Here is a 23,398-nt window from a genome sequence, read left to right as displayed (position 1 = left end):
TGCAGAAGCATCGTGCAAGCTGCCTGCGCGCATTCTGCTTGGCCAAGTTCCCCAGTGTGGACAATGCTCCCGCGCGCGTGATGGAGTTCAAAGATACTTTGCTGAAAGGCAGACACTGCGGGAACTCTCTTCAGGCATATTCCGGCGCGGCGCCTGATGCGTTCTGCTACACTTGGCTGATAGTCATCTCTATTGCGGTTGCCGGATGCCATTTACCTCCAGCGGCATACCAGGCGACAGATTGTTTCGAGGAGTGACGCCTTAAACGGGACTTTAACACCATCTGCGCGTAACTCCCGTGGTGTGGGTTGCCGAATAACGATTCCGTGACGTTCATTGTCGTCATCCCACGTCGCTTGACTGCGACCAGAAAATGCAATCCAAAACGGCGATGCCGCAACGGTTTCGTCGGTGCGCTTGTACAGATTTTCTTTGAAAGTCTTCTTATATTCCGTCTCGGCTGCAAGGTGATCCTCGCGAATCTTGATTAGTCGGTCACCTCCCTCGACGAATTTTGCTATTTTAACGACAATCCGATCGGCGTTGGTCCGGGCAAGATTGATTTGGCTCAAGTCAGCAAAACGTTCCCGTAGAGCAATAGACCGCAGACCGTCGTAATACATGAAACAACGCATCGTCGGCCCGGCGTACAGATCCTCTCGGCCGCCGGCCAGCCAAAAGGCGAGCAGCGAGTGTCCAACCATCGCCGCTTCTAAAAAATCCATAGGATCTTTCAGGTTGAAGAAATGTCCCATCATCCTACGCAATTCTCGATCAACAAAAAGGCAAAGCGAGCCCACGCCGCCACGACGGTCTGCATCTAGTTCCTCGAGAAAGCGGGACCCGCTAATGTTGGTCCCCACTTTTTCCTTATGGCCATAAAGGCCATGAGAATACTCATGGGCGAGAGCAGTAACCACTGCAGCAACCACGAACGCCATCGGGTCATAATTACGTGCAGGAACCTCGTGCACACTGACAATTAGGTCGAAAAGCCGCTCTACCGAGGCCAGTGCTATTCGCGCGTAGTAGAACAACTCGCCGTCCTTCTTATTCATACCCGCCGGCCCGTTTGGCTCTCCACTCGGGTCAAGGACGAACGTAAATTCAGCCTTAGCTTCTTCTTGAGACGAGGTCGAAACATATCGGGAGATTGTTGCCAAGATAGTCGCCGTCTACCGGACAAGGCGGTCAGCTCTTACGACGTCTTGCGAAGTATGGCGCTGCGGATCGCTAAGATACGCTTCGGCGAGAGCGGCTGCGGCATCGTCGGTCAATTCAGGCATTGGTTCACCAGCGGAAAAGAAATTGAAGTTGCAGATCGATATCGCAAGGAAGCGAAAGAATTAGCTAAGAACAATTTTTGTGCGCGTTTATGCTCGTCGAAGTTCGCTTAGAGATGACAAGGTCCTCACGGCGACACATTCGCAGCATTGACCCCTCTTAAATATCGCCGCAGGCGCTTCACCGTCGCCACGAGGCCGACGCACAATCTTTCTAATCAGTGTCTGGGATTTTCGTCTCGCTGTGGACGACTGTCCGCCGAACGCCGATCCTGAACTTCGGCAGCGAGAACGGACATCCATGTCATTGCCGCCAGCGATTTGCCATCGGCCGCACTCCCGTTATTCCCCGCCCGGCTAGGCTCCTAAGATTCCTAGATAATGTGCCATAGTGAGGTAACAAGTTTTCGGGTCTTCGGTTCTGATCCCTTCAACTGCCGCAGCTTGGTTTTTCGAGTTGGACGCGGCCTGCACTCTCTATCTCTGGGGTACCTCATTCACTTTCCTGGCGATAGTGTGCGGCGTGTGGACCTGGAATATCTTCTCCCCAGGCCTCCCTGTGGCGCTGGTGGCGGGACTGATCATCTCGGAAACGGCTTTCGGTCTCATTGGGTGCCTTGTTGTTCATGGCCGATGGCCGAACATAATGGAAACTACCGGCGTGGCGGTAATGATCGCCGGCGTCGTTTTGGCGACCCCCGTCTTCCATAGTTAGCGGCCCAGATTGATGGCTTTGGCCCGAATGCCTTGAATTGGCGACCCTTCGCATGGTCGTAAGTGCACATGCTACATTAGCCGTCTCCGTCCGAGATTAGCGGCGTTCCATTAAGTTTTATGGCCACGGACGCACGAAATCAGCCCCACGCCCGCCGGATTGCGTCCAAGGCTGCCAATATCGTCGGATCTTGGACGCGAGCCTCCAGGCAAAGGAAACTCAGTGTCGTCGAGATTTTGATATTCTCAGCGATGACAAGGCCGTGTGCCTGTTGTTCATGAAGGGCAATCGACTCTCGGCAAAGGCTCAATCCCACCCCTGTCCGGACCATGGCGACCATGGACGTCTCCTGATCCACCTGGGCGACGATATTTTGCCGGACGCCTAAATCGGCAAACAAGCGCGACAGCAATCGATTGTGGACCGAGGCCTGTGGTGTGCCGATCCAGGGAAGCGATGCGAGTTGCGGCCAATCGGCGCCGCGCACGAAACCGGCAAGCGCTGGCGGAGCGACGACGCGATAGGTCAATTGTGCCAGTTCACGGGCATGAAACAGCGGCGCGGCGTTTTCGCCGGCCCTATCGGCGGAAGGATCGTAGTCGCTTGGGTCGCCGAGAAAGAAACCGGCATCGAGTTCATTTCGCCTTAGCCTCTCCGGAACATCGCCGCTCATTCCGTGACGCAGCGTGGTTTCGATGCCCGGTCCGCTTTCGATAAGCGCCTTCAGAAACGCGCCCAAGCGGGTGAATTCCGGATCGATGATCGTGCCGATCCGCAATTTTCCCCGGACGCGTGTCGATAGATGTCCGGCCGTCTGGCCGAAATCCGTCAGCGCCGCCAACACCTGTTCGGCCTTGGCAGCGAGCAGCGCGCCCTCCTGCGTCAGCTCCAAACCCGTGGAGGTTCGCTGGAACAGGAGGAGGCCGGTCTCTGCAGCAAGACGTTTCAGTTGCAGCGTCACGGCCGGTTGGGTGACATGCAATAGCTCCGCGGCGCGGGTGACATTGCCCTCCCGTGCGACGGTGACGAATGCCCTCAATGTTCTCAGGTCGGCCGACTGCAGCATATTAGTTTCATTTATAATGCCTTCTATCATTTGTCATTGGATTTTCCGGCTGAACCTCCGCTATGGCATTGAACACTGTAGGCAGGGAGGCTGGCATGCAGCGGCAGGATGTCGAAGCTTATGAGTATGCGTGGTTCCGTCTGAACGGGCGGGCAGTACAATGACGCGGGACGCTTCCCTCTCTTCCCATGATGCTTTTGATTATATCGTTGTCGGCGGCGGCTCAGCCGGTTGCCTGCTCGCCAACCGCCTCAGCCGCGATCCGGCGATGCGTGTTCTGCTGCTGGAAGCCGGTCGCAAGGATGACTATCCGTGGATCCATATTCCCGTCGGCTATCTTTATTGCATCGGCAATCCGCGCACCGACTGGCTGTACAAGACCGAGCCGGATGCCGGCCTGAACGGTCGGTCGCTGCGCTACCCGCGCGGCAAGACGCTCGGCGGCTGCTCCTCCATCAACGGCATGATCTACATGCGCGGCCAGGCGCGCGACTTTGACGGCTGGGCCGCGGAAACCGGAGACGCGGCGTGGAACTGGCAGAACTGCCTGCCGGATTTCAAGGCGCATGAGGATCATTACCGGCTGGACGCCGGCGCGGATCCGAAGACCGGCGGCAACAGCCGTTTCTCCGACATGCACGGCCATGGGGGCGAGTGGCGGATCGAGAAGCAGCGGCTGAAATGGGACATTCTCGAATCCTTCGCCGAGGCCGCAGTCGAGGCCGGTATCCCTCGCTCCGACGATTTCAACAGCGGCGACAACGAGGGCGTCGGCTATTTCGAGGTCAACCAGCGCTCAGGTTGGCGCTGGAACACGTCGAAAGCCTTCCTCCGTCCCGTTAAAAACCGTCCGAACCTGACGATATGGACGCAATCCCATGTCGAACGGCTGATCCTGGAAACCGAGGGTTCCGGCCGCAAACGTTGCGCCGGGGTCGTGGTCCGACGGCAGGGGCAGCGGGCAGAGGTTCAGGCGCGCCGGGAGGTCATCCTGTCCGCGGGCGCAATCGGCTCGCCGCAAGTACTGCAACTGTCGGGTATCGGCCCCGCCGGACTGCTGAAGCGCCATGGCATTGAGGTCGTGCATGACTTGCCGGGTGTCGGGGAAAATCTCCAGGACCATCTGCAGATTCGCGCCGTCTTCAAGGTCGGTAATGCAAAGACGCTGAACACGCTCGCCAGCAGCCTGTTCGGCAAGGCGATGATCGGGCTCGAATATGTTCTGAAACGCAGCGGCCCCATGAGCATGTCGCCCTCGCAGCTCGGCGCTTTCACCCGGTCGGACGACAGCCAGGCGCACGCTAATCTTGAATATCACGTCCAGCCGCTGAGCCTCGACTCCTTCGGAGAACCGTTGCACAACGTACCCGCCTTCACCGCGAGTGTGTGCAATCTCAACCCGACCAGCGTCGGAAGCGTGCGCATTCGCTCCGATAAGGCCGCCGACGCCCCGGCGATTGCGCCGAACTATCTGAGCACGGAAGAGGACCGCCGCATCGCTGCCGAGAGCTTGCGGCAAGTGCGCAGTATCGTGTCGCAGCCGGCATTGGCCAAATACCAGCCTGAGGAATGGAAGCCCGGCTTGCAGTTCCAGAGCGACGAGGAACTGGCCAGGTTGGCGGGCGATATCGCCAACACCATTTTTCATCCCGTCGGGACGACGAAGATGGGCCGTGACGACGATCCGATGGCGGTGGTGGACAGCCGTCTCAGAGTGCGGGGCATCGAGGGCCTGCGCGTTGTCGACGCGGGTATCATGCCGAAGATCACCAGCGGCAACACCAACGCACCGACGCTGATGATCGCCGAAAAAGCAGCCGGCTGGATCGTCGCCGATGCTCGGACATAAATGATTTCTGGGAGGACAGTAGCAATGACATCGATCGCGCGTTCCGCGCTTCCGCTTTCAGGCGTCCGGGTGATTGATTTTGGGCAGTATATTGCTGGCCCGGCGGTCGCCATGATTCTTGGCGATCTTGGCGCGACCGTCGTGCATGTCGATCCGCCCAGCGGTCCGCTGTGGGACAATCCCGCCAATGCCATCCTCAATCGCAACAAGCTGATCGTCAACCTCGACCTCAAGACGGAGGAGGGGGTGGAGCAGGCAAAGGCACTGGTCGCCGAGGCCGATATTGTTGTTGAGAATTTCCGCCCCGGCGTGCTCGCCCGGCTCGGGATCGATTTTGCGGCTCTCCGCAAGGCGCGGCCGGAGCTGATCACCCTGTCGATCCCCGGCTTTGCGTCCGACGACGAGCTTCGCCGCGATTGGCGGGCCTTTGAGACAGTGATCGCGGCCTCCTCCGGCGTCTTCACGGATATGGGTCTCAATCGCGTCCTGATGGGCATCAACCCCTCTTTCTCGCCGCTGCCGCTCTCGTCCGCCTACGGCACGATGCTTGCGGCGTCAGCAACGGTGCTGGCGCTTCAGGCGCGCGAGCGCACCGGGCACGGCGATAATATCGAGGTGCCGCTGGCAAGCGCCGTCATGGAGGGCCTGTCCTACAACTCGATCCTGATCGACGACTATCCGGTGCGCTACCAGACCCAGCGCGAGCGGGAGATCGAACGGCGGCGCAGGGAAGGTCTGGCGATGGATATGTCCTATGAAGACCTTCAGGAGTTCCTCGATCCCTTCTATCGCAGCTATATGTGCGCCGATGGGCGGATGTTCTACGTCGTCTGCCCCAGCCACAAAAACCATGCAAAGCGCTGCCTGCAAACGCTCGGTCTATATGACGAACTGGTCGCTGAAGGGCTGCGTGAGGAGGAAGACACCTATCTGCCGGTCTCGCAATGGTCGTCCGACGTCTCCCTTGGCGTCTATCCACTCCCGAAATTCTGGGCCGACAAGATCGCGGCCCGCATGAAGGAAGTTTTCCTCACGAAGACGGCGGCCGAATGGGAACGTATCTTCGGGGATGGCCTGTTTCCGGGCGCACCGCAGCGCTGGCTGAAGGAATGGATCGCCGACGATCACGCCAGGGCTGCCGGCCTGATGATCCAGGTGGACGATCCGGTCCTCGGCCGTATGACCCAGCCGGGGCCGATGGCCTGGCTGCAAGAGAGCGCCGAAGCCATGTTGACGCCGCGCCCACGGCGTTGGGGAACGGCCAAGGATGCCTTGGCGATGCTTGCGGACATGGAGCGCCCTTCCTTACCAGTTCCCGCGACTGACGCCCCCGGTGGCTGGTTGGACGGGGTCAGGGTGCTCGATCTCTGCAATGTGATCGCCGGCCCGCACTCGGTCGCCTATCTCGCCCGCTTCGGTGCGCAGGTGATCAAGATCGATCCTGCCAAGCCGCTCTACGACTGCTGGAACACCGTGATCTTCGGCATGTCGCACATGCGCGGCAAGCAGTCCGTGCTGCTGAATATCGGTTCGCCCGATGGCCGTGTCGTGTTCGAGGAACTGGTGCGCTCTGTGGACGTCGTGGTCTGGAACGCCACCGACCGCCAGGTCAAGACGATGGGACTCGATGCCGAAAGCCTTAAGACGCTCAATCCGAAGGTGATCTTCTGCCAGCTCGATTGCTTCGGCGGCGTGCGCACCGGCCCGCGCACCGACTATCTCGGCTATGACGACCTGGTGCAATCGGCAACCGGCATCATGCTGCGGTTCGGCGGATCGATGGAAACGCCGGAGGAGCATGCCCATGTGGGCACCATCGATGTCATGTGCGGCTTCGGCGCGGCGCTCGGCATTGCCACGGCACTCTACCAGAAATCGAGAACAGGGATCGCGGGCCGTCCGCGCACGTCGCTTTCGGCGCTGACCGGGCTCGCGCAGATACCGTTCTGCTACGACTATGCCGGGCGCGGCCCCTTCGACGAGCCGTCTGGCCGCGAAACCAAGGGGTATGATGCCTTGTCGCGGCTCTACGAAACGTCCTCAGGCGATCATCTGTTGCTATGCGCTTCAGAAACCGACCTGCCGCGCTTCGACAAGGTCGAGGGTATGAGGGGAATACTAGAGATGGCAGCATCGGATCGCGAGGCCCATCTCGCACGGGTTTTCATGACCGCGTCCGCGGAGACCTGGCGGCAACGGCTACACGAAGCGGATATCGGCGTATCGATCTGCGAGAATATCGAAACGATCCGGAGCCGGAGTGCCCGCATTGCCGACGGTACGCCAGGAATTGATCGTGGCAGCTATTCCTTCTCGATCTTCCCCAACCATCCGAGCGGGCACACCGTCACCCAGCTCGATCCCTTTGCCATTCGTCCGACGGTCGGCAAGGTCACGGCCGTCGCGCCGGCCGAGAAGTACGGAACGTCCACACGCACCGTCCTGAAATCCCTAAACCATAGCGAGGCTGAGATCGAAAGGCTGATTGCTTGCGGGACGGTCAGCGAGACATGGAGCGCGGAATATCTGCCGAGCTAGCAAGCAATGGCGGCTTTGGACTCTGAGGAGAATACCGGAGGCGCCGAGGCGCCCGCCTGCGGCAATCAATTGCGCGCGGTTTGACAAATTCGACGCAATCGCCCACCAGCTACGACATCTGTGGCGGGGCCAGCCTTTCTCGAAACCGTTGGAAGTGCCCACTTTGGCAGCTTTAAAGCTACCCGCGCGTGTCCCAAAAGGTTCGGCTCCCGGCGAAACGCTTCGCGTCGGCCAAGAGGATAATGTCCATTATTTAGGCAATCTCACCCTACGCGGTGGCTAGAGCTACATCGTCTTTCATGCTCGATTATCCTGCAGCTTAGCATTAAAGACGTGGAGAATTCTTATGGTTGAACCAGCTCTCTCGCAACTGGAGTCCGATGCTCTCCGTAAGGACCGGTTTCATCTGATTCAGGCCGCCCCGGTAGCCGGAAGTATTGGGGCTGAAGCTCGCGAGCTCATCACGTCTTCCGAAGATGTCTTCGTCTTTGACCAGAGCGGCAGAAAACTGATCGACGGACCGGCAGGCATGTGGTGCATCAACGTCGGGCATCGCAACCAGGCCCTGGCCGATACATTGCACGACCAGGCGATGTCCCTGACCTACTCGACACCATGGTATACAAGCAATGCGCCCGCGGAGAAGCTTGCGCAGATGCTTGCGGAGCGGGCACCGAGCGATCTCAACCATGTGTTTCTTACAACAGGCGGTTCTTCCGCGGTCGAAACAGCCATACGGCTCGTGCAGTTCTACAACAACGTACGCGGACAGCCGCAGAAGAAATTGCTGGTCTCCCGTCAAGGAAGCTACCATGGCTCGACCTACCTGACCGCATCGCTGAACGGCCGCCCACGGGATCACGACTGGATGGATGGCGCAAGCGAACTCGTAAGAAAGTTGACTTGCCCCAATCCCTTCCACAGACCGGCCAACCTGTCAGTGGAGACCTTTGAAGATTTCCTCGTCGATGAGTTTCGCTCGCTCATTGCGCATGAGGGGGCTGGGCGAATCGCCGCTTTTGTTGCCGAACCGATTCAGGCAAGCGGCGGAGTCTTGATGTCGCCGCCGAACTATCTCAAGCGCATGCGCGCGCTCTGCGCAGAAAATGACATCCTCTTTATCGCCGACGAGGTCGTCACCGCCTTCGGACGGCTCGGCCACATTTTCGCATCGGAGGATGTGTTCGGCATCCAGCCAGACTTGATAACCTTCGCGAAGGGCGTCACCTCTGGATATTTTCCCCTCGGTGGCGTCATGGTCTCGGAGCGTTTGTTCGCCGAACTTCGCCGCTCAAACCATCCCAACGCCAATTTCGTGCATGGTCTGACCTATTCCAGCCACCCCATCGGCTGCGCGGTGGCAATCCGCAATATCGAGTTGCTGGAAGACGGCCTCCTCGAGCACGCGCGTGAAATCGGTCCCTATTTTCAGGAGCAGTTGCGAACGCTGGAGGAACTCCCGCTCGTCGGCGAGGTTCGCGGTGCCGGCCTTATGGCGGGGATTGAATGTGTTGCCGACGCTAAGGCCGAGAATCCTCTCGATCTCGATTTGACTGTCGGTAAGCGGATCGACTTTCATTGCCAGGAGAATGGCCTGCTTGTCAGGCCTCTCATCAACATGTGCGTCATGTCCCCGCCGCTTACCATCAGCCGCTCGCAAGTCGACATGATGACCGATGCCCTTCGCAACGGCATTGAAGCCACCGCACAAGACCTGATCCGCGAGAAACTTTGGCGGCCGGCATGACCCGTTGGCTGCCTCTCTTTTGAGCAGAGGGGATGGCTAGACGAGAGGCAAGCAGCCTGCGCAATTTTGCAGCCGGAACTGAGCATTCTGGGGAAGTCTGCAGGTTTCGAAATGTCGGAATACTGGATTATCCAGCCAGAGAACAAGCGAGGGGAAAATGAGATTCACCGTCACATCCGCCGCATTAATTCTTGGCCTGAGCGCCACCGTCGCCCTGGCTGAAGGCAATCTCAACATCTACAACTGGGGCGAATACACCAGCCCCGAGCTGATTGAAAAATTCTCGAAGACATACAACGTCCACGTGACGTTGACGGATTTCGATTCCAACGACACGGCACTTGCGAAAGTGCGCCAAGGCGCCTCCGGATTTGACGTCGTGGTTCCGTCGCAAAGCTTCATCCCCACCTATATTCAAGAAGGGCTGCTTGCCGAAACAAACCCAGGGCAGATGGAAAATGCCAAGAACCTCGAAGAGACGTGGCGGGATCCCGCTTTCGACCCAGGCCGAAAATATTCCGTGCCGTGGCTTTGGTATACGAGCGGCATAAGCGTCAATACCTCAGCCTTCAAAGGCGACATAAATACCTGGAAGGTGATTCTGGATCCGCCGGACGAACTGAAGGGAAAGATCAATATCGTTCCCGAGATGAACGATATCATGTTCGCCGCGATCAAGTTCGAAGGTGGAACCTGGTGCACAAGCGACAAGGCTTTGCTCACCAAGGTCCGTGACCGCCTGGTCGAAGCCAAGAAGAGCTGGCTGTCAATCGACTATGCCGGCATACAGAGAATGGCTACCGGAGATGTCTCGGCGTCCCTCGACTGGAGTGGTTCCGCGTTGAAGCGGCGTACTGAAAACCACAGCATCGCCTATGGCCTTCCCAGAGAAGGCTTCACCTATGGCTCTGACAATGTGGTGGTCCTGAAGGATGCTCCAAATCTGGAGAACGCCAAGCTTTTTCAAAACTTCATCATGGCGCCCGAAAACGCAGCGTTGAATTCGGTCTATGCTAAATATGGAGCGGCCATTATTGGCGCCGAGAAATACTACTCCGACGATATGAAGGGTGCGCCGGAACTCGTCATTCCCGACGATATGAAATCAAAGGGTGAGCTTCTGACGCTTTGCGATCCGAAGATCTCGCAGCTCTACAGTCGCATCTGGCAGGACGTCCAGAAGTAGGTCAGCGAGCATGGCGGCCCGCTACCGATTTCGTTCACTCGCTTCGACGTCAGCGCGCTTGTTCTATCCGCTCCATCGACACTCGCTGCGCGATTTATGTTGAGGACAATATGACAGGTGAGTTTACACCGGGGGTCGCTATTCGACTGAACAAGGTAACCAAGACCTATGGTTCTGGGGATGGCGTCGTCGCAGCGGTCAAGAGCACCACGCTTGACATCTTCAAGAAAGAGTTTTTCACGTTGCTCGGCCCGTCGGGTTGCGGAAAAACCACTCTTTTGCGACTGATAGGCGGCTTCGAATATCCCACAACCGGCACCATCCTTCTCGATGGCAAGGATATTGCGTCGGTACCGCCGTTCCAACGTCCCATCAACACCGTCTTCCAGAATTACGCGCTTTTCCCACACATGACGGTGGCGGAGAATATCGGCTTTGGCCTGCGAATGCTCAAACGGCCGCGCCATGAAATCGCTGCCCGCGTTGATGAAATGTTGAAACTGGTGCGACTGGAAAATCTGTCCGGTCGGCGCACGGGACAGATATCGGGCGGTCAACAGCAGCGCGTCGCGCTGGCGCGCGCGCTCGCATCCGAGCCTAAGGTTTTGCTTCTCGACGAGTCGCTTTCGGCATTGGATTACAAGCTTCGCAAGGAAATGCAGATGGAGCTCAAAGCGCTCCAGGCCGCGACGGGCATCACCTTCATCTTCGTAACCCATGATCAGGAGGAGGCCTTGACGATGTCTGATCGTGTCGCGGTGCTGTCCTCAGGTGAAATAATGCAGGTCGGAACCTCGCACGAAGTCTACAACAGGCCGGCAAATCGTTTCGTGGCGAATTTTGTCGGTGAAACGAACTTCCTCCAGGGAAGAGGGCTCAGCACAGACCATCGCGGGACGATGATCGATCTTCAGGGGATCGGCGCCGTCGCCATTCCGATGAAGGACACGGTCGGCCACGGTGCCCTGGTAAACATCGTCGTCCGGCCCGAGCATTTGCGAATTCTCCCATTGTCCCAAGAACCGGCCAGCCAACTTACCGGGTCGGTGAAGACGGTAAGTTTCTGCGGTCCCGAGACGCAATACACTGTCGAACTGACTAATGGCTCGGGTCTTCTGTTGGTCCGCAAGTACAACACGCCGGACGAAAATCCGTCCATTGCCATCGGGGATTTGGTCTCGGTGAAGTTCACACCGAACACGGCACAGGTGTTGCCCGGCTGAGGAGACGTAGAGATGGCTAGCCTCGAATCCGTACGGTTGAAAACAGAGTGCCGAAGGCGATGGCTTTTGATTAGTCCTGCGATGTTGGTCGTCATTATCGGTGCGATCGCACCGCTTCTGGTCATCGTGATTTACTCATTCCTGACTCCTGGTCCGACAGGCGGCGTGAGTTTTACGCCATCTTTCGAGGCCTGGACGCGCGTGCTCTTCGACCGTGATCTTTTCGATGACACGCTGACGCTGTCTGGGACGAACCTCGAGATTCTGCTGCGCTCGCTTCTCCTGTCGCTGGCGACCACTTTTCTGTGCCTGCTCGTAGGATTTCCTACAGCTTATTTCATCGCGACCCGCAATCCGCTCAACCAGGAAGTCTGGCTTTTACTTGTCACCGTTCCCTTCTGGACAAATCTCCTTATCCGCACCTTCGCCATACAAGATCTCATCCGGAACGAAGGAATCATCAATACCCTTCTGCTCAAAGCAGGATTGATCTCTGAACCGATCCAGATGCTGTTCACGAATTTCGCGATTTGCCTCGGCCTGGTCTATGTCTACCTTCCTCTGATGATCCTGCCTGTTTATGCAAGTCTGGAACGGCTGGATCGAAACCTGCTCGAGGCAGCGTCCGACCTTTACGCCCGTCCATTCAAGGTGCTTTGGGAAATCATCGTGCCACTTGCCCAGCCCGGCATCATTGCCGGCTCCATTCTCGTTTTCATCCCTGCAATCGGTACCTATGTCACCCCCATCCTGCTCGGTGGCGGAAGAAAACTCATGATCGGCAACTATATCGAATTGCAGTTCGGCCAGGGTCGGGACTGGCCGTTCGGCTCCGCTCTTTCGCTGACCCTTATGGGCATCGTGATGGTGGCGCTGCTCGTCTATGTCCGTCATGGCGACACCCACGGACACGAACATGGCTAAGAATTTCCCCGTAACCCATCAGCGTGGCTTCAGTGCCGTGGCCGTCACCGCGTTCATCTTTCTGTACGCACCATTGGCCGTGGCTCTCGTTCTTGCTTTCAACGCGGGAACCAGCGTTGCGAAATGGGGAGGCTTCTCGCTTCGGTGGTTTCAAAGCGCCGCAAACAATCAACAAGTCATCGCGGCTTCTATCCTGTCTCTGAAACTTGCCGCCATATCCGCCGTCCTGGCGACAGCGGTGGCCACGCTGGCTGCATTGGCGATGACGCGGGGACCAAAGTTTCGAGGGTGGACGTTCACCTACGGCATAATCTCGGTCCCGTTGATGGTGCCAGAGATTGTAACCGCCGTGGCGCTCCTGGTTGTGAGCGCGACGTTTCGAGGCTGGACCGGCTATACTGGCCTGGCATATCTGATCGTAGCGCACACGGCATTCTGCGTGCCGTTCGCCTATCTTCCGATCCGCGCTCGTCTCCAAACGATGGACATCAGTTTGGAGCGTGCTGCAGGCGACCTCTACGCATCGCCTTGGAACGCGTTTCGCTTCGTCACGATGCCCCTGCTTTTTCCAGGCGTACTCGCGGGCTTTATCCTCGCCTTTGTCACTTCGCTGGATGACGTCGTGATCACCGAATTCGTAAAGACTGCCGGCCAGGATACGCTGCCGACCTACATGCTGGGCCAGGTCCGTCGCACAATTACACCCGAGGTGAATGCGATAGCAGCCGTGTTCTTCGTGATCTCCGTGGCACTTGTCATCTGCATCTACGCCGTCAATCAGCGAACGAAGATCAACTGAATTCTTAATCTCAGATCCGTCCGGATCTTTGAAACGTGGGTAATGCTCGATGAAAACGATTTTCTCGCCGCGGCAACAGGAACACCAGGGCCAGTTCGAATTTTACAACGGCGCTGTTGTTGAAGGTCATGAGAATACCTCGCGCGCAACGTTCATATTGAGCCGGATCGAGGAGGTGGGCCTCGGACCCGTCCTCGCCCCCCGGCCGCAATCCCTTGAGACCGCCAAACGGATCCACTCGACTGCGTATGTCGATTTTCTGGCGTCGGCGTGGCGGTTTTGGCGGGAAGCCGGACGCACGGGTACAGCTCTTCCCTACGCTTGGCCCGCGAGAGGCAGGTATAAGGATGTTGCGCCCGACTCAATCGACGCGTTGCTTGGACTATATTCGATCGATGCCAGTACGGGCTTTGTCGAAGGCACCTGGGAAGCCGTCAAGGCTTCGCACGACAGTGCCCTCACTGCAGCGGATTTGATCATCGAGGGAGAACAGGCTTGTTTTGCCCTTTGCCGTCCCCCCGGCCATCACGCCGGAACCGATTTCAATGGCGGCTACTGTTTCCTCAACAATGCCGCCATCGCCGCGCAACGCCTGCTGGACGCTGGCGCTTCGCGTGTGACAATCCTCGACATCGACTATCACCACGGAAACGGCACACAAGAGATCTTCTACGAGCGCGGTGACGTTCAGGTTATCAGCCTTCACGCCGATCCCCGCAATGATTATCCGTTCTTCGCTGGCTATGCGGACGAACGCGGTTCCGGCAGCGGAGAAGGGTTCAACCTCAACATACCGCTCCCAGATGGCACCGACTGGATGCAATGGGAGAGGGCACTAGAATTCGCGCTTGGTAGCATTCGGCAGCGTGGCCCTGACGTAGTCGTCATCTCCCTTGGCGTTGACACCTTCGAGGGCGATCCGATCAGTCGCTTCCGACTGTCGCACAGCCATTTTCCTCTTATTGGCGCCCACCTGGCCGGCCTTGGGACGAAAACCCTGTTCGTTCTGGAGGGCGGCTATGCCGTCGAAGACATCGGCGTGAACGTTGTCGGCGTTCTTTCCGGCTATGAGGATGCCATCCGCCGTTGAGGCAGTGGCTGCAACGAACAACAATGTTACTGGAGCAAGCATGCAGTCCGATAACGCACTGAAATTCTATATCGACGGACGATGGGTCATGCCGAGCGGCGCAGACCGAATGGACGTGATCAATCCCGCAAACGAACGTCCGTTTATGCAGATCGCGGTCGCCACCACCGAAGACGCCGACTTGGCCGTGCAAGCGGCCTTCGAGGCCTTCCCGACTTTCTCGCAGACAAGCAAGAGCGAGAGGTTGGAACTCCTGCGCAATGTTCTACGATGCTACAATGATCGCTTCGAAGATATCGCGCAGGCCGTCAGCACCGAACTCGGTGCACCTTTGAAATTTTCCCGCGGGGCGCAAGCCTGGGCGGGGCAGATTCATTTGGAGTCGACAATCGCGGCTCTTGAGGCATTCAGCTTCGACGAGCACAACGGAAGCTCGATGATCACTTGGGAGCCTATCGGCGTTTGCGCGCTCATCACGCCATGGAATTGGCCGCTAAACCAAATCGTTTGCAAAGTCGCGCCGGCTCTCGCAGCGGGTTGCACAGTCGTGCTGAAGCCGTCCGAGTTGGCGCCTCTCAGTGCGCTCATCTTCGCGGAAGTGCTTGAAAGAGCCGGAGTACCCAAAGGTGTCTTCAACCTGATCAATGGCACTGGCCCTGTCGTCGGACAGTATCTCGCCGGTCATCCTCGGGTCGACATGGTGTCCTTCACGGGATCGACCCGCGCGGGCATCATTGTCGCCAAGACGGCTGCGGAGACGGTCAAGCGAGTGGCTCAGGAACTGGGCGGAAAGTCGGCCAATATCGTGTTGACTGACGCTGACCTGGAAGATGCGGTCATCAAGGGCGTCGAAGCATGTTTCAGCAATTCGGGCCAATCCTGCGACGCGCCGACTCGCCTTCTTGTCCCGGCCGAGCGCCATGCCGAGGCGCTTGAGATCGCGAAACGAGCCGCGGCCGCCACGCGCGTCGGAGATCCCCTGTCTGAAAATACCGATATGGGGCCGGTGATCAGCCAGCAGCAATTCGACAAGATTCAGGGGTTGATTGGTGTCGGCATCGAAGAAGGCGCTATTCTGGTTGCAGGCGGACTGGGTAGGCCGGAGGGGCTGGATGTCGGCTATTACGCAAAGCCAACGATCTTTGGTGGTGTGACGCCGGAGATGACGATTGCCCGAGAGGAAATCTTTGGCCCGGTCCTTTCGATCATTCCCTATGATACGGAGGCGGACGCGGTACGGATCGCAAACGACTCGATCTATGGTCTTGCCGCCTATGTACAGGGCGGCGATCTGGAGAGGGCGAGAGCTGTCGCACGGAAACTGCGGGCCGGGTCCGTCTACGTCAACTACGCGCCGTGGGATACACATGCGCCGTTCGGTGGATACAAACAGTCCGGGAATGGCCGCGAGTACAGCCATTGGGGAATCCGCGACTTTATGGAGGTCAAGGGGATCGTAGGCTGGGGGACGTGAGCGTCTCCCTCTGATCCCTCAAATCAGGCGTACTCGCCACGCGGAGATGTCTCGTGCCAATGCATGGCGAGGACAGAGCAAGCTCGGTAGTGGCGGGTACCCGGCAATTCTAACCCCTCAGCGTTTCAGACGGCGTCTCGCCGAAAAGCGACCTATAACGCAACGCAAAGCGGCTCCAGTGAAAGAAGCCCCAGTCCATGGCGATGTCGGAAACCTTCCGCGGCGCGCAACGGGCGTGCAGCAAGTCGCGACGCGCGCCGTTAAGGCGAAGCAAGGTCAGCATTTTGTCGAGAGGTATCTGCGAGAAACTTTGACAGGAAGCCCTGAGATTGAAGGCCGATACACCGAGGTCACGCGATAGCGATCTTACCGTGTGCGGCCTGTCCGGCGCATCGAAAATCCTATCACGAATTCTCTTATAGATTTTTTCGGCCTCAGCTATTTGCGGTGTTTCGCGAACGACGCTTTTCTGGAAAAGAAACTCGAAACGATCCGTAATGACGTCCGCGAGCACGTCATCGACATTTTCCTTGGCGTAAGGACATGATTGTTGACTCGCGGCTTTGAGCAGCGATAACAGCCAATCTGCGAGAAATGCCGCATGTTCTAATGGAGCTTCGACAAGGTGCGCTTTGCTACTGTGGTATTCATCGCATATGGCGTCGCGCCTGAGAACGAGCATCAGCAAATCACTACCAGCATCCATGAAGCCGATGCGATTGGTCCAATTTAGAGCGAAGCCCGAGACGCCGAGCGCTTTCTCGCCGCGAGCCAACTCACTTTCGTCGAGTTTGGGGTAGTAATAGAAGATCACGCTTCCTTCGGGCGCGGAAAACGCTTGTTCCGTGCCGACACTGATGGTCTCGCGCAAGATCTCCACACCGGGGAGCAGAATGGCAGCCGTTCGACCGTCATAGCCGCCGGTGGATACTTGTCGGTACTCTTGCCGCCAGCCCGGCAAGGACGTTTCTTGTTCCACCGCGTCATGGAAGGTGGTCTCAAAATACACGTCCTGCGTACCTCCAGTTACACTTTGATAAACCCGGTCAAGCGCATGCGTGAAAGAAGCTCTAGCATTGCGATACTGCACCAGCTCGGCCGTGTAGTAAACAAAGCCTGGAAATGGCATCGCTACGAACAGCTTTGGTCGGTCCCAGCAGAGCCGCGCAGCTAGCACAACCAGAAATACGTCTAGCCCAACATCGGACGCCGCTCGTTGCTCCCGTACCATGCTCCAATTTCGGCTTCATAGGCGAGCGCGATGCTCAATGCTTCCTGATCGCAATAGGTCTTGCCAACGATCTGAATTCCGGTAGGCACTCCGCTTGGAGCGCGTCCCGAGGGTACGCTGACGACCGGGCAACGGCTGAGCGTGTTGAAGGGATGGGTCATCAACCAGCCGAGCATCGGCTCGACATCCTGACCGTTGATCTGAAGTCCGCCCGAAGGCTCGAAATCCGCGCTGACGGCTGGGAGCGCCAGGGTTGGGCAAATGAAGGCGTCAAAGTTCTCCATCATCGGGCCAAAAGTCCCGTACATCTCGCCGGCGAGCTCGAGAGATCTCAGGTACTCTCTCATTCCCTTAACACGAGCACTTTGAGCGAAGGAGCGGGTATAGCCGCTTAGCTCGTCGCCATGCGTGTCGAGATATTGCGCGACCCATGTCCCAAAGATTGACGCGAGATAATCTCGCGCCGCGTCCTCCGCGCTCAGGCTCCAGCCGAGATCGACTTCGACGACTTCGGCGCCCATGTCTCTGAGACGGTCAATTGCCTCTAGAGTGTTCTTCCGCACATCCTCGCTCACTTGTTTGAAGCCGAGATCGATAGAGTAGGCGATCCGCTTCGATTTCAGGTTTGCAGGTTGGTGCGCTATTTCGATTTTCGGCCGCAAAGAGACCACGTCGAGGGGGTGAGGCCCACTCATAACGTTTTGCATGAGGATGCAGTCGGCAACGTTGCGAGCAAGCGGACCGGGATGGTTGTAAAAATCGAAGCCGAAGGGAGCGAGATCGGCATTCCGGCCATATGGCGGCTTGTAGCCGACCAATCCGCAAGCCGACGCAGGAATGCGAATAGACCCACCGATGTCTGAACCGGAAGCGAGCGTCGTGAACCCCGCTGCCAGAGCCGCCGCGGAACCGCCGGAGGAGCCGCCGGTGGTGAATTCACGGTTCCAGGGATTGCGTGTAACGCCCCACAGGCGCGAATGGGTAAAGCCGGCGCATGAAAACTCGGGCGTTGTGGTTCGGCCCATGATGACCGCCCCGGCATTGATCAGATGCTCGTTCACCGGCGATGTTACAGAAGCGACCTCCTCTTTGAAGATCAACGAACCAAATGTCGTGATCTTGCCAGCAATGAGGCTCTCATCTTTGATGGCCACCGGAATACCCTCCAGTGGCCGCACCTGTTCGCCGCTGCGGTATCGCCGCTCAGCCTCTCTTGCCGCAGCAATCGCGTCGTCCGCATAGAGGAATGAAAATGCGTTAATGTCGGAGCCGATCTCAGCAATGCGCGCCAACTGTGCGTTCAGAAGCTCGACCGGTGACAAACTTCCGTTTCGAAAGGCCGCGAGGGCTTCGGTGGCCGGCAAATAGCAGAGTTCCAAGTCGCTCATTCTTATGCTCCACGCGATGGCCTTCTGATCACAGCTTGCTAACAGGCTGATCGATAAATTGCCCTGGTAGCATTGTCGGACTAGCGGTCTCTATCCTCCCTTGTTTGGTGGTGGAGCCTATTTTTTAGGCTATCGAAAGGAACGTGCATCCTTTCCCTTCTGGTTGGACTAATTCTCGCCAGGTGCGATTGGCGCATCAGACGGCGAGTTGCGTAAGATCCTCGGAAGTCAACCGCAGCGCGGCGGTCCGGGCGAAACTGTCGACCTGCTCGGTCTTCGTTGCCGAGGCGATAGGTGCAACCACCGCCGGCAGAGCCATCAGCCATGCGAGCGCGATCTCGCTGAGGCTTGCTTCGTACCTATCCGCCACCGCTTGAAGAGCGTCGAGAAGGGCGAAACCGCGGGGCGTAAGATATTTCTCGACATCCTCCCCACGGACCGATCGCGATAGGTCCGCTCTGTTGCGATACTTTCCAGAAAGAAAGCCGGAGGCGAGGCTGAAATAGGTGACCGCGGCGATGCCTTCCTGCACGCACAGTTCCTGCATCGGCCCTTCAAAGCCCGAACGGTCGTGCAGATTGTATTCGGGCTGGAGGACCGTGTAGCGAGGCAAGCTGTCTACGGCGAGGGCAAAGGCCGCCTGCATCTGGTCCGCGTCGAAATTAGATGCACCGATCGATCGGATCTTGCCGGCCTGAAGCAGCCTGTCGAAGGCCGAGAGTGTCTCTTCCTGGGGCGTCTCGGGATCCGGCTGATGCGCGAAATAGAGGTCGATAACATCAGTTCCGAGCCTGTAGAGGGAGTGCTCGACGGCCTCGAGGATCCACCGACGCGACAGGCCCTTGCGGCCGTCGCCACCCATATCGGAACCCACCTTGGTAAAGATCACCACCCGCTCGCGCATACCCGGCCGTGCCTTGAGCCAGCGGCCGATCATCGATTCGGATTCGCCCTGGAATTGCCGGGCGCCCAGTTGGAATAAACATCGGCCGTATCGATGGCGTTGAAGCCGTGATCGACGAAGGCATCGAGCAGGCGGAACCCCGTCTGTTCGTCGACGTTCCAGCCGAAGACATTGCCGCCCAGGACTAAGGGAGCGATGGAGAGGCCGGAATGACCCAGTTTGCGTTTGATCATTGTCTTTCTGTCATCCGTTCAAAGTGTAAAACTGGGCCGGAGATGCCTAATGTCCATTCATCGGGCTCAGCATCCTTCCAGCCATTCCGCTGTCGTCATGACTCTTGCGAAGCCCGCGGCCAGGGTCGCGGACGTGCCTGCCTTGATCGTGTCCTGCGCTGCCGTCTCGGACAGGTCGGGGCACCCGGTCGCGTCGACGGGGAAATCGACGAAGTAGTCGAGGTCATGCCCATGCCTCGCCGTCGCTTCGCAGCAGAAATTGGTCATGAATCCGGTCACCACGATCCGCTGTATCGACCTTTCCCGCAGCATCCGGTCGAGACCTGTGCCCACGAAGCTGGAATAGCGCTGCTTGCTGATCGTGAGGGCGCCAGCGGGAATCCTGAGCCTCGGGTCATCATCGACGTCTTCGGTGCCCGCGACAAATCCGAGTTCGCCCACCTCGCCGCTGAAATCGAACATTCGGCCGGCATCCGAGCCATCGGCGCGATGGACATGGCGGATGTGAACCACGAGGTCGCCCGCCGTTTCCGCCGCGGCCACGATAGCGTTGATGTTGGCGATCACGTCGGCATTGCCGACGCAATGCAAGGGCGAAGCCGGGTCGGTATAGACCTTTTGAACGTCGATCACGAGGATTGCGCGCGCCATATCATTCCTTCCGCTAAGCTGGTGCAACATAGTTGCGATGGCCGAAATCCTCAGATTCCCAGCGCAATTCCGTCTTTCCGTGGTTCCGATGCGCCGATGAGTGTGCCGTTCTCCCAGTCGATGCGGATCGCCTGCGCGCCGCCGATCGGGTCCCCCGCGGGAGAGAAGGTGAAGCCCCGCCGTTCGAGTTCGGCTTTGGTTGCGCCGTCAATCGTGTGCTCGGCCTCTACTCTCGTTCCATCGGTTGTCGGCATTACGCGCGGCATATCGATCGCCTCCTGCATATCCATCCCGTAATCGAGAACCTTGGAGATCAAATGCGCATGGCCAAGCGCCTGGTAATAGCCGCCCATCACGCCGAAGGGCATCTCCACCCGGCCATTGCGGGTCACCATGCCCGGGATGATCGTGTGCAGTGGTCGCTTCGAGGGGCCAACACAGTTTGGATGACCGGGTTTAAGCGAGAAGCTCTGGCCGCGATTGTGCAGAATAACGCCGGATCGTGGTCCCACGAGGCCTGTGCCGAAACTGTCGAAGATCGAATTGATGAAGCTTACGGCATTGCGGTCACGGTCGACGACCGAGATATAGACGGTGTCGCGATGAAGCGGCATTTCGAACGGCGGCAGGTCGGTCAATGCTTTCTTCAAGTCGATCATCGCCGCGAGCCTGTCGGCCAACGCGTCCGACAGCAACTCATGGACTGGTACTTCCGCCTTGTCCGGATCGGCAACCCAGGCGTCACGGGCGGCATAGGCCAGGCGTGTCGCCTCGATCTCGATATGCAACCGGTCCGGCGATTGCGGGTCGCCCTTGGCCTCGAAGCGGCTCAGGATGTTGAGGATCAGGAGTGCGATGATGCCCTGGCCGTTGGGCGGGCATTCGTGAATCGCAAAACCGCGAAAGTCGGTGGTGACAGGGGCTACATATTCACCGCGCGCGTTGGCGAAGTCCTCCATCGTGTGATGCCCTCCCAGAGAACGCAGATAGGCGACTATGTCCTCGGCGACGGGGCCGCCATAGAAGCCGTCGCGACCCTCGACGGCGATGCGCTTCAGGGTTTCCGCCAGTTCCGGCTGCCGATGCACCTCGCCGATCTTCGGGGCTCGTCCGCGGGGAAGAAAGATCCGCGCTGCCGTCGCGTCGGCGGCAAGCAGTTTTTCTTCCAGCGACCAATCGCGATTGACGCGCGGCGTGATCGCATAACCATCTTCGGCAAGGCGGATTGCCGGCGCCAGCACGTCAGCGAAAGGGAGTTGGCCGTGATCGGCGTGCAGGCGTGTCCATGCGTCGATCGCCCCGGGGATGGTGACCGCAGCGGGTGACTGGCGCGGCACCTCCGCTAGCCCCCGCTGGTCAAACCAGTCGGCCGTCAGCGCGGCCGGGGTGCGGCCCGAGCCATTGTAGGCGATGACCTTGTCCGACCCGTCGGGCGCATAGAGTGCGAAGCAGTCGCCGCCGATGCCGGTCGAGCCCGGTTCGACGACGCATTGTACCGCGCAGGCGGTGATGGCGGCATCCATGGCATTGCCGCCGCCCTCCATGACCTGCAGCGCCGCAAGTGTCGCTGCGGGGTGCGAGGTCGCCGCCATCGCGTGGCGCGACACGGCAACGGATCGCGTCGGCTTCTCGAAGTTGCGCATTTGGTTCATTCTCCTCGTCATTGGCGGCAGGGCATGCCTCAGGCCCGCGCCCGATAGGGCGTGAGCCGGATTTCGAGCGCGTTCAGCGCCGAGATGATTGCAAAGTTGATCGTGAGATAGATGGTCCCCGCGGCGACAAAGACCTCGACGGCGCGATAGGTCTGCGAGATCAGGTCTTGAGCGATGCCGGTGACCTCCATCAGGGTGATGATTGAGGCCAGCGACGTGCCCTTGACCATGAGGATGATCTCGTTGCTGTAATTCGGGATCGCCTGGCGCAGGGCCAGAGGCAGCACAATCAGGCGCAGCGTCAGAAGCTTCGACATGCCTGAGGCCGTAGCGGCCTCGACCAGGCCGCGCGGCACAGCCTTTATCGCGCCGCGCAGAATTTCGCTTCCATAGGCAGCTTCATTGAGACTGAGCGCGATGATGGCGCACCAGTAAGGCTCGCGGAACAATGACCAGGTTCCGATCGCTTGAAGCCACGGCCGGAACTGACCGAGACCATAATAGATGAGGAAGATCTGCACCAGCAGGGGTGTTCCGCGAAAGACTGCAACGAAGGCACGGATGGGTAAGACCACGATCCGGCGATTTCCCTGTTGGGCGAGTGCGAGCAGCAGGGCCATTAGGAAACCGATGCCCATCGAGGCTGCAGTCAGCTGCAGGGTCAAAGGCAGGCCAGCAAGCAGGACGGGAATGATCTGTAGAAAGAAAGCGACGTCGATCATGCGTGGACCATGCATCTCCAGGCCCGCGCCTCGCCATACCGGAAGACGGAAGCGGTTACCGCGGCGATAACGAAGTAGAGCGCGGCGGCGGCGACATAGAAGATGAAAGGTTCCCGCGTCGAGCCGGCTCCGATCTGCGCCTGGCGCATCAGTTCGACGAGGCCGATGACGGAGATCAGCGCCGAGTCTTTGAGCACCAACTGCCAGACATTGCCGAGCCCCGGCAGGGCGTGGCGCATCAGTTGCGGTACGATGACGAGGCGCAGCGATTGAGATCGGGACAGGCCAAGCGCCTTGCAGGCGTCGGACTGGCCACGGTCCACGGCCTGGTAGGCGCCGCGATAGACCTCCCCCTGGTAAGCGCCCGATATGACGCCGATCGCCAGGACGCCCGTCGCAAAAGTCGGGAGCCCGACGAAGCCGGCAGCGCCCAAAAACCTGCCAATCTGCGTCAGTGCAATACTGCCGCCGTAGTAGAGCAGGTATATCGTCAGCAAGTCGGGCACACCGCGAAATACGGTGCCGTAGACATGGGCGAGCCAAGCGGGGACGCCGCGAGAAGAGAGCCGGCCTGCAGCTGCCGCGGCACCAAACACCGCGCCGAGCAGAAAGCCCAGAACGGACAGCGCAAGCGTAACACTGGATGCGAGAAGCAGCGCAGCTCCCCAGCCTCCCCTTTCCAAGCCCAAAAGATGCATAAGGTTGATCATGTGAGTCCTAGCC

At 58.7% G+C, this 23,398-nt stretch carries 17 protein-coding genes and 2 pseudogenes; 10 read left to right on the top strand and 9 right to left on the bottom strand.

Features of this window, described 5'->3' with window-relative positions:
* Positions 1 to 212: 212 nt before the first annotated feature.
* Positions 213 to 1,163: a hypothetical protein gene (locus CO660_RS19940; protein WP_141504884.1), complete on the bottom strand. Its 951-nt coding sequence runs from the start codon at positions 1,161 to 1,163 to the stop codon at positions 213 to 215.
* Positions 1,164 to 1,746: 583 nt separating this feature from the next.
* Here CO660_RS19940 and CO660_RS33885 point away from each other — a divergent pair.
* A pseudogene (locus CO660_RS33885) lies at positions 1,747 to 1,998 on the top strand (EamA/RhaT family transporter); the annotation flags it as partial.
* A 139-nt stretch (positions 1,999 to 2,137) separates the two neighbouring features.
* Here CO660_RS33885 and CO660_RS19930 read toward each other — a convergent pair.
* Positions 2,138 to 3,064 carry a LysR family transcriptional regulator gene (locus CO660_RS19930; protein WP_097600187.1) on the bottom strand — a complete coding sequence of 309 codons (927 nt, stop codon included), beginning with the start codon at positions 3,062 to 3,064 and terminating at the stop codon, positions 2,138 to 2,140.
* 160 nt (positions 3,065 to 3,224) lie between these two features.
* Between CO660_RS19930 and CO660_RS19925 the strand changes: the two genes are divergently transcribed.
* From CO660_RS19925 to CO660_RS19885, 9 genes are all read left to right on the top strand, one after another.
* The gene (locus CO660_RS19925; protein WP_097600186.1) at positions 3,225 to 4,913 is read left to right on the top strand and encodes a GMC family oxidoreductase N-terminal domain-containing protein; all 1,689 of its coding nucleotides are present in this window, start codon (positions 3,225 to 3,227) and stop codon (positions 4,911 to 4,913) included.
* Positions 4,914 to 4,937: 24 nt separating this feature from the next.
* Positions 4,938 to 7,451 (top strand): CoA transferase, encoded by a 2,514-nt coding sequence (locus tag CO660_RS19920; protein ID WP_097600185.1) that lies wholly within the window; start codon positions 4,938 to 4,940, stop codon positions 7,449 to 7,451.
* 346 nt (positions 7,452 to 7,797) lie between these two features.
* The gene (locus CO660_RS19915) at positions 7,798 to 9,198 is read left to right on the top strand and encodes an aminotransferase (RefSeq protein WP_097600184.1); all 1,401 of its coding nucleotides are present in this window, start codon (positions 7,798 to 7,800) and stop codon (positions 9,196 to 9,198) included.
* Positions 9,199 to 9,355: 157 nt separating this feature from the next.
* Positions 9,356 to 10,384 (top strand): extracellular solute-binding protein, encoded by a 1,029-nt coding sequence (locus tag CO660_RS19910; protein WP_097600183.1) that lies wholly within the window; start codon positions 9,356 to 9,358, stop codon positions 10,382 to 10,384.
* A gap of 110 nt (positions 10,385 to 10,494) precedes the next feature.
* Entirely contained in the window at positions 10,495 to 11,607 is a 1,113-nt protein-coding gene (locus CO660_RS19905; RefSeq protein ID WP_097600182.1) for an ABC transporter ATP-binding protein, read from the top strand.
* 12 nt (positions 11,608 to 11,619) lie between these two features.
* On the top strand, positions 11,620 to 12,531 hold the full coding sequence (locus CO660_RS19900) for an ABC transporter permease (protein ID WP_097600181.1): 912 nt from the start codon (positions 11,620 to 11,622) through the stop codon (positions 12,529 to 12,531).
* A complete protein-coding gene (locus CO660_RS19895) occupies positions 12,524 to 13,330 on the top strand; it encodes an ABC transporter permease (RefSeq protein WP_176536328.1) in 807 nt (268 codons plus the stop codon). Before CO660_RS19900 ends, CO660_RS19895 begins: the two co-directional genes overlap by 8 nt.
* Positions 13,331 to 13,379: 49 nt before the next feature.
* On the top strand, positions 13,380 to 14,420 hold the full coding sequence (locus CO660_RS19890) for a histone deacetylase family protein (RefSeq protein ID WP_097600180.1): 1,041 nt from the start codon (positions 13,380 to 13,382) through the stop codon (positions 14,418 to 14,420).
* Positions 14,421 to 14,460: 40 nt separating this feature from the next.
* Complete coding sequence (locus CO660_RS19885; RefSeq protein WP_097600179.1) at positions 14,461 to 15,894, top strand: aldehyde dehydrogenase family protein; 1,434 nt, start codon at positions 14,461 to 14,463, stop codon at positions 15,892 to 15,894.
* 109 nt (positions 15,895 to 16,003) lie between these two features.
* Here CO660_RS19885 and CO660_RS19880 read toward each other — a convergent pair whose 3' ends face one another.
* The 7 genes and pseudogenes from CO660_RS19880 to CO660_RS19850 all read right to left on the bottom strand — a co-directional run bounded on the left by CO660_RS19880 (position 16,004) and on the right by CO660_RS19850 (position 23,385).
* Positions 16,004 to 17,125, bottom strand: a complete 1,122-nt coding sequence (locus tag CO660_RS19880; RefSeq protein WP_280952996.1) for a helix-turn-helix domain-containing protein — start codon at positions 17,123 to 17,125, stop codon at positions 16,004 to 16,006.
* Positions 17,086 to 18,513 (bottom strand): amidase, encoded by a 1,428-nt coding sequence (locus tag CO660_RS19875; protein ID WP_097600178.1) that lies wholly within the window; start codon positions 18,511 to 18,513, stop codon positions 17,086 to 17,088. The genes CO660_RS19880 and CO660_RS19875 overlap by 40 nt, the downstream gene beginning before the upstream one ends.
* A 196-nt stretch (positions 18,514 to 18,709) precedes the next feature.
* Positions 18,710 to 19,650 (bottom strand): annotated as a pseudogene (locus tag CO660_RS19870) (aldo/keto reductase).
* Between the two features lie 66 nt (positions 19,651 to 19,716).
* Complete coding sequence (locus tag CO660_RS19865) at positions 19,717 to 20,301, bottom strand: isochorismatase family cysteine hydrolase (protein WP_097600177.1); 585 nt, start codon at positions 20,299 to 20,301, stop codon at positions 19,717 to 19,719.
* A gap of 50 nt (positions 20,302 to 20,351) precedes the next feature.
* Complete coding sequence (gene ggt, locus CO660_RS19860) at positions 20,352 to 21,944, bottom strand: gamma-glutamyltransferase (RefSeq protein ID WP_097600176.1); 1,593 nt, start codon at positions 21,942 to 21,944, stop codon at positions 20,352 to 20,354.
* 38 nt (positions 21,945 to 21,982) lie between these two features.
* Complete coding sequence (locus CO660_RS19855) at positions 21,983 to 22,675, bottom strand: ABC transporter permease (protein ID WP_097600175.1); 693 nt, start codon at positions 22,673 to 22,675, stop codon at positions 21,983 to 21,985.
* The gene (locus CO660_RS19850) at positions 22,672 to 23,385 is read right to left on the bottom strand and encodes an ABC transporter permease (protein ID WP_097600174.1); all 714 of its coding nucleotides are present in this window, start codon (positions 23,383 to 23,385) and stop codon (positions 22,672 to 22,674) included. Before CO660_RS19850 ends, CO660_RS19855 begins: the two co-directional genes overlap by 4 nt.
* Positions 23,386 to 23,398 lie beyond the last annotated feature (13 nt).

The organism is Rhizobium sp. L9 (assembly GCF_002531885.1).
GTDB lineage: Bacteria > Pseudomonadota > Alphaproteobacteria > Rhizobiales > Rhizobiaceae > Rhizobium.
The sequence above is the reverse complement of the archived record's forward strand: the minus strand, read 5'-3'. Positions and strand labels throughout refer to the sequence as shown.